The 6,733-nt window shown below is 61.2% G+C and carries 5 protein-coding genes; all 5 read left to right on the top strand.

What is annotated here, in order from left to right; genetic code table 11:
* Window positions 1–556 precede the first annotated feature (556 nt).
* The 5 genes from ppk1 (at window position 557) to DW850_RS09125 (ending at window position 6,721) form a co-directional block, all read left to right on the top strand.
* Window positions 557–2,965 carry a polyphosphate kinase 1 gene (gene ppk1, locus DW850_RS09145; RefSeq protein ID WP_117786883.1) on the top strand — a complete coding sequence of 803 codons (2,409 nt, stop codon included), beginning with the start codon at window positions 557–559 and terminating at the stop codon, window positions 2,963–2,965.
* 98 nt (window positions 2,966–3,063) lie between these two features.
* Complete coding sequence (rlmD, locus tag DW850_RS09140) at window positions 3,064–4,392, top strand: 23S rRNA (uracil(1939)-C(5))-methyltransferase RlmD (protein WP_117786882.1); 1,329 nt, start codon at window positions 3,064–3,066, stop codon at window positions 4,390–4,392.
* Window positions 4,393–4,498: 106 nt separating this feature from the next.
* Window positions 4,499–5,041, top strand: a complete 543-nt coding sequence (locus DW850_RS09135; RefSeq protein ID WP_117638209.1) for a DJ-1 family glyoxalase III — start codon at window positions 4,499–4,501, stop codon at window positions 5,039–5,041.
* Window positions 5,038–5,619 (top strand): nucleoside triphosphate pyrophosphatase, encoded by a 582-nt coding sequence (locus tag DW850_RS09130; protein WP_117786881.1) that lies wholly within the window; start codon window positions 5,038–5,040, stop codon window positions 5,617–5,619. The genes DW850_RS09135 and DW850_RS09130 overlap by 4 nt, the downstream gene beginning before the upstream one ends.
* Before the next feature lie 100 nt (window positions 5,620–5,719).
* On the top strand, window positions 5,720–6,721 hold the full coding sequence (locus tag DW850_RS09125; RefSeq protein ID WP_117786880.1) for a P1 family peptidase: 1,002 nt from the start codon (window positions 5,720–5,722) through the stop codon (window positions 6,719–6,721).
* Window positions 6,722–6,733: the final 12 nt, after the last annotated feature.

Genomic DNA, 6,733 nt, shown 5'->3' with positions numbered 1-6,733 from the left:
GTCATGGCCTCCTACCTTTCTTTCGGGCCTTTCGGCCGAATCTCTCAGCACCCTTCCGTAACGGGTGCTGCTTGCTGACAGCTCTAGTTATATCCAAATTCCAACCGCAATTCCACCTCGCCCCCGAACGGTCAACAAAGTTCGATGAACGGTATATCGAATATGATTCCCCCATAATGCACTTCGGCGTTCTAAAGTAGCTTTTCTAAGGTAAATGCTCTTTTTTCTTAAAAATCATTCGCAATTACAACTCCAATCTTTCGATTAAGAATTGCATATCTAAAACGGTTTTATGTATATAAATGACGCTTGTTCGTGTTTCTGTCTGTATTCGATGATATTCAGCTACCTATCATTCTTATTCACACATACTCACCAGTTGAGTGAGGATATAGACCGTTTTTCACAACGCGAAGGGCGTCAGCTCTATGGCTTGTCAGCGTAAGAAGTAGGTAAAGATACCGTTCACGCGATACGTCCGTGCCATAGGTCGACTAAATTGAGACAATAGTGAATAGTGTTAGGCAACCGTCCCCCACGGGGACTGAACGGACAGATGCATATGCCGAGCAAAATCGAAAAAAAGCAAGCCGCTGCAAAGCTGCGTAAGCCGCCGCGCGACTTCTCGTACACGCAGAACCGAGAGCTCAGCTGGCTGCGCTTTGACAACCGTGTGCTTGACGAAGCCTTCGACGAGACCGTTCCGCTGTTCGAGCGGCTAAAGTTCGTGTCGATTTTCGAGTCTAACCTCGATGAGTTTCTCATGGTGCGCGTGGGCGGCCTGTCCGATCTGGCAGAGCTCAAAAAGCAACCTGTCGACAACAAGAGCAATATGACCGCCTCGGAGCAGGTCGAAGCTGTCATGGCAGAGCTGCCCGGGCTCCTTACCCGTTGGGAGTCCATCTTTAAGAGCATCGAAGGCAAGCTCGACACCCTGGGCGTTCACCGCGCGCGTGTCGATTCGCTTACGCCCGAGGAGCGCACCTTTGTCACCCGTTACTTCCAGGCCTACGTGTCGCCGGTCATCTCACCGCTGGTGATCGACCCGCGCCACCCCTTCCCCAACCTGCGCAACGGCGCGCTCTACCTGGCCTGCGGCCTGGACAGCGTCACCGACGAGGAAAGTCTGCTGGGCCTGATCGAGATTCCCGCCTCGATGAACCGCGTGGTCGAGATCCCCTCGCCCACCGGCACCTACTCCTACATTCTGCTCGAGGACGTCATCCTCGCCTGCCTGGACAGCTGCTTTGGCTCCTATAAGCCGCTCGACCGCGCGCTCATCCGCGTCACCCGCAACGCCGACATCGATCCGGACGGCGAGGGCGTCGAGGAGGAAGAGGACTACCGCCAGCATATGAAGCGCATCCTCAAGAAGCGCCTGCGCCTGCAGCCGGTAGTGCTCGCCGTCTCGGGCTCACTCGAAAAAGCAACGCTCAAGACTATCCGCAAGGCGCTCGAGCTCTCGCGTCGCTCGGTATTTACCTGCGATATCCCGCTCAACCTGGGCTATGTCTTCGGCATTGAGGGCAAGATTCCCGAGCACCTGCGCAACGAGCTGCTCTTTACGCCGTTTAAGCCGCAGCCCAACCCCACCATCGACATGGCCCGCTCCATCCGCGAGCAGGTGCTGCAGCACGACAAGCTGCTCTTTTATCCCTATGAGGCCATGAACCCCTTCCTGGATCTGGTGCACGAGGCCGCCTACGACCCCGAGTGCATCTCGCTGCGCATCACGCTCTACCGCGTGGCCAAGCAGAGCCGCCTGTGCGAGTCACTGATCGATGCCGCCGAAAACGGCAAAGAGGTCACGGTGCTCATGGAGCTCCGTGCGCGCTTTGACGAGCAAAACAACATCGAGTGGGCCGAGCGTCTGGAAGAAGCGGGCTGCACCGTCATCTATGGCTCCGAGGGCTTTAAATGCCACTCAAAAATCTGTCAGCTCACCTATCGCGAGGGTATGGCACTCACCCGACTCACGCTTTTGGGCACCGGCAACTTTAACGAGAAGACGGCCAAGCTCTACAGCGACTTTATGCTCATGACCGCCCATCCCGGCATCGGCGAAGACGCCAACCTGTTCTTCCGCAACCTGTCGCTGGGCAACCTGCGCGGCGACTACCGCTTCCTGGGCGTGGCGCCCGTCGGCCTCAAGCCGCTCATCATGCGCGGTTTGGACCGTGAGATCCAACGCGCCCTCGCCGGCGAGCCCGCCCGCGTGTTCTTTAAGCTCAACTCACTGACCGACCGCGAGGTCATCGACAAGATCGCCGAGGCATCGTGTGCCGGCGTGCGCGTGGACATGATTATCCGCGGTATCTCGTGCCTCAAGCCGGGCGTTCCTGGCAAGACCGAGAACGTGCATGTCCGTTCTATCGTCGGACGCTTTTTGGAGCATGCGCGCGTTTACGCCTTTGGCGTGGACTCGGACATGATCTATCTGAGCTCGGCCGACATGATGACGCGCAACACCGAGCACCGCGTGGAGATCGCCTTCCCCGTGCTCGACCCCACCTGCCGCGCCCTGGTGCACGAGTACATGGGCATGCAGCTGCGCGACAACGTGAAGGCCCGCAGCCTCACGAGCGACGGCACCTGGGTCCCCGTGGAGCGCGCAGAGGGTGAGAAACCCTTCAACTCGCAGGAAGCCCTGCTGGAGCGTGCCTACCGCAACGCCGAGGCCGCGCCCGAGCCCGTCATTGAGGCAAAGCCCGCCCCTGCTCCTAAGCCGCAGCCGGCCACACCCGAGGTTCAGAAGGTCCAGGCGACCGTCATTGAGCCCGAGCCCGCACCTGCACCTCAGCCCGAGCCGCAGGCAGCTAAGCCCGCACCCGAGACGAGCGCCCGTCGCGATAAGCCCGCCGGCAAGACCAAGGCCATCGAGCGCCATCGCCCCGGTCGCGTGCGCATGGGCCTGGGCCTGATCGGCCTGGGTCTTAAGACGCTCATTACCGGCAAGACGAAATAGTCGTTTGTAGAAGCAGTTTGTAGAAGCGCCCCGCATTTGAGGAAAGCCTCGGATGCGGGGCGCTTTTCCCTGCTACCATGGTGCGAACAACAACACGAATGACAGGCAGGGATATGAAGCTCACTATAGAATCGATGACCTACGGCGCCGACGGGTTGGCGCACGCCGACAACGGCAAGGCCGTCTTTGTGCAGGGCGCCGTGGCAGGCGACACCGTTGAAGCCGAGGTCGTACAGGACGGTAAGTCGTTCATGCGCGCCCGCACCACCGAGATTCTGGAGCCGAGCCTCGATCGCATCCAGCCTCCCTGCCCCTTCGTTGGCATTTGCGGCGGCTGCTCGTGGGGCAATCTCTCACGCACGGCACAGCTTGCCGCCAAAGAGCAAAATCTGCGCTCCACGCTCGAGCGCATCGGCAAGTTCGCTCCTGAGCAGGTCGATAAGTTGGTGCAGCCCATCTGCCACACCAAGGACGACTGGGGCTACCGCAATAAAATCGAGCTCGAACCGACCGTCGTCAACGGTCGCGTGCGTCTTGGCATGCACGGTGTCGACCCCAGCAAAATCGTAACCGTCGATGCGTGCCCGCTGTTCGATAAGCGTTTTCCCAAGGCGCTCAAATCGGTCGTCGGCGCACTCAACTATCTAAGCGGCAGCCATGACTTGGGACTCGAACGCGTGGGCATTCGCGCATCGCGCCGCACCAAGGCGCTCGAGGTCGCACTCTGGACGCCCACAGGCTCTTTTCCGCGCTCGCAAGTCTCCCGCGTGCTGGCGGACGCCGCTCATCCCACGAGCATCGTGCGCGTGATGAGCAGGGGCGAGAAGAAGGCCCGCCGTGTCTCCAAGGTCGAAATGCTCGCCGGCGAGGGCTCGTGGACCGAGAATATCGCCGAGGGCCAGATGCGCTTGTCTGCCCCGTCGTTTTTCCAAGTCAACACCAAGGGCGCCGAGATTTTGATTGATCTCGTTATGGACGCCCTCGACCCGCAGGAAGACGAGCTTGCCGTGGACCTGTACTGCGGCGCCGGAACCTTTACCCTGCCGCTCGCCCGCCGCTGCGACTTCGTCGCCGCCGTCGAGGCCTACGGCCCGGCCGTGCGCGACCTGCGCCGTAACCTGGAGATCAACAAGCTTGATAACGTCGACGTCATTGGCGGAGACGCGGTGCGCGAGTTCCCCGACCAGGATGCCGACGTCTTGGTGGTCGACCCGCCGCGCGCAGGCCTCGCCCCCGAGGCGATCGACCTTATCGCCAGCACGAGTGCTCGCGATGTCGCCTACGTGAGCTGCGACCCGGCCACCCTGGCGCGCGATCTCAAACGCTTTGTCGAAGAAGGCACCTTCTCCCCCGTAAAGATCACGCCAGTCGACCTGTTCCCACAAACCTTCCACTGCGAGACCGTCGTCCACCTTAGGCGCAACTAGCCACTTAATCATTGCTCAGAAAAATCATTGGGAAATCGAGCGTGGCAAGCGGAGGTCTTCGGGGTATAAGACGGCTAATTGTATGCCGCCTATGAAAGGAACCCTCATGCCCAGCGTTGCCGTTCTCGCCGCCGATGGCTTTGAAACTATTGAATGCTTGACCATGGTCGATGTCATGCGTCGCGGCGGCGTGCGTGCCACGCTCGTCTCGATCATGCCCACGCGTGAGGTCGTAAGCTCGCTGCAGATCCCCGTGACCTGCGATGCGCTCTTTGATGAGATCAACTTTGACGAGTACGACTGCGTCGTGCTGCCCGGCGGCCTGCCCGGTGCCACCAACCTGCGCGCCGATCAGCGCGTCTGCGACGTGGTCTGCGAGTTCGCCGCGACCAAGCACGTTGCCGCCATCTGCGCCGCCCCGTTTATCCTGGGCGAGCTCGACCTACTCGAGGGGCGCCAGGCCACGTGCTTCCCTGGCTTTGAGAAAAGCTTCCCCGAAGGCGCCTATACCGGCGAGAAGGTTACGCAAGACGGCAACATCATCACCGCCAGCGGCATGGCCCAGTCGCTCCCCTTTGCGCTTGAGCTGCTGCGCACACTCGCCGGCGACAAGGCCGTCGAGAAGGTCGCCGAGGGCATTCAGCTATGATTTTGGCTTCGCAATCACCGCGCCGCATCGAGTTGATGCGCGAGGCAGGCTATGACATTCGCGTGATTCCCGCAGATATCGACGAAACGCCTTTTGATGGCGAGGCCCCGCTTACGCTCGTTGAACGCTTAGCACGCGCCAAAGCCGCCGCCGTTGCCGCCGAGCATGCCGAGCCCAACGAACTGACCGTCGCGGCCGATACTATTGTCACCTTCGATGGCAAGATTCTGGGCAAGCCGGCAACCGAGGACGAGGCGCGCACCATGCTCCGCGAGCTTTCGGGCCGCACGCACCAGGTCGCAACCGGCGTCTGCATCGTTAAGGCAGGCGACACGGCCGCTCCGCATGCCGCCGAGAGCCTGTCGTTTGTCGATGTGACCGACGTGACGTTCTATGAGCTTACCGAAGAGCAGATCGAGCGCTATGTTGCCTCCGGCGAACCCATGGACAAGGCCGGGGCCTACGGCATCCAAGGCACAGGCGGCCGCATGCTTGTGCACGATATTTCGGGTGACTTCTACAACGTGGTGGGCTTGCCCATCGCTCGCGTCGCACGCGCGATTCAAAAACTCTCGTAATTGCATCTGGCGCTGGTTATCCCCCAGCGCCTACAATTTTGCCGTACCGTACGGATCCCGACCGGGCATAAGGCCCGGCGGAAAACCGATAGGAGAAAACATGGACACACTGCTCGAAGCCATCGATGTTTGCAATGTCGATGGCTTTTGCTTTGGCAACTATACGGACGAGGAGGCTGGCACCGGCTGCACCGTAATCGTGGCGCCCGGGGGTGCAACCGGCGGCGTTGACGTTCGCGGCGGTGCTCCAGCATCGCGCGAAACCGACCTGCTGCGACCCGAGAACACCGTCGACAAGGTTCACGCCGTCTGCCTTTCGGGCGGATCGGCCTTTGGCCTCGAGGCTGCAAGCGGCGTCGCTCGCGAACTCGAGAGCCGCGGCATTGGTCTGCCCGTCGGCCCCACGCAGGTGCCCATCGTGTGCTCCAGCTGTATCTTCGACCTTGCCTTTGGCGACCCCACCGTACGCCCCGACATAGAGGCCGGCATCGCCGCCGTGCGCGAGGCACTCGACAACACCCCCACCACGCTCGAGCAAGGCAATGTGGGCGCCGGCACCGGTGCCACCGTAGGTAAGCTCATGGGCCCTGCCACCTGCATGAAGGCCGGCCTTGGCACTGCCGCCGTGGCGCTCGGTCCCGTTAAGGTAGGCGCCGTGGTTTCGGTCAACGCCTGCGGCAACGTTGTCGACCCCCTCACCGGCGAGTGGGTCGCCGGCATGCGCGCCTCAGCCGATAGCGACCAGATCGTCGACATGGAACTCGCAGCCTTTGCCGCCGCCGGATCCATGCAGATGCCGCTCGACCGCACCAACACCACCATCAGCTGCATCGTCACCAACGTGGAACTCACTAAGGCACAAGCCACCAAGGTCTCTCAGATGGCCGCAGACGCCTACGCACACGCCATCCGTCCCACGCACACCACCAACGATGGCGACACCATCTACACCCTCGCCAGCGGCAAACTTGGCGCCCAGGCAAGCGCCGCCGTTCCCCTAGACCTGCTGGGCATGCTCGCCGTAAGGGCTTTGCAAACCGCCATCGTAAACGGAGCCAAAACCGCCAAAACCTCCCACGGCATCCCCGGCGCCGCTAAGTAGTCTCGCTCGACC

Origin of the sequence: Collinsella sp. AM36-4AA (genome assembly GCF_003467795.1) — a bacterium.
GTDB lineage: Bacteria > Actinomycetota > Coriobacteriia > Coriobacteriales > Coriobacteriaceae > Collinsella.
This window is presented reverse-complemented; position numbering and strand designations above follow the sequence as displayed.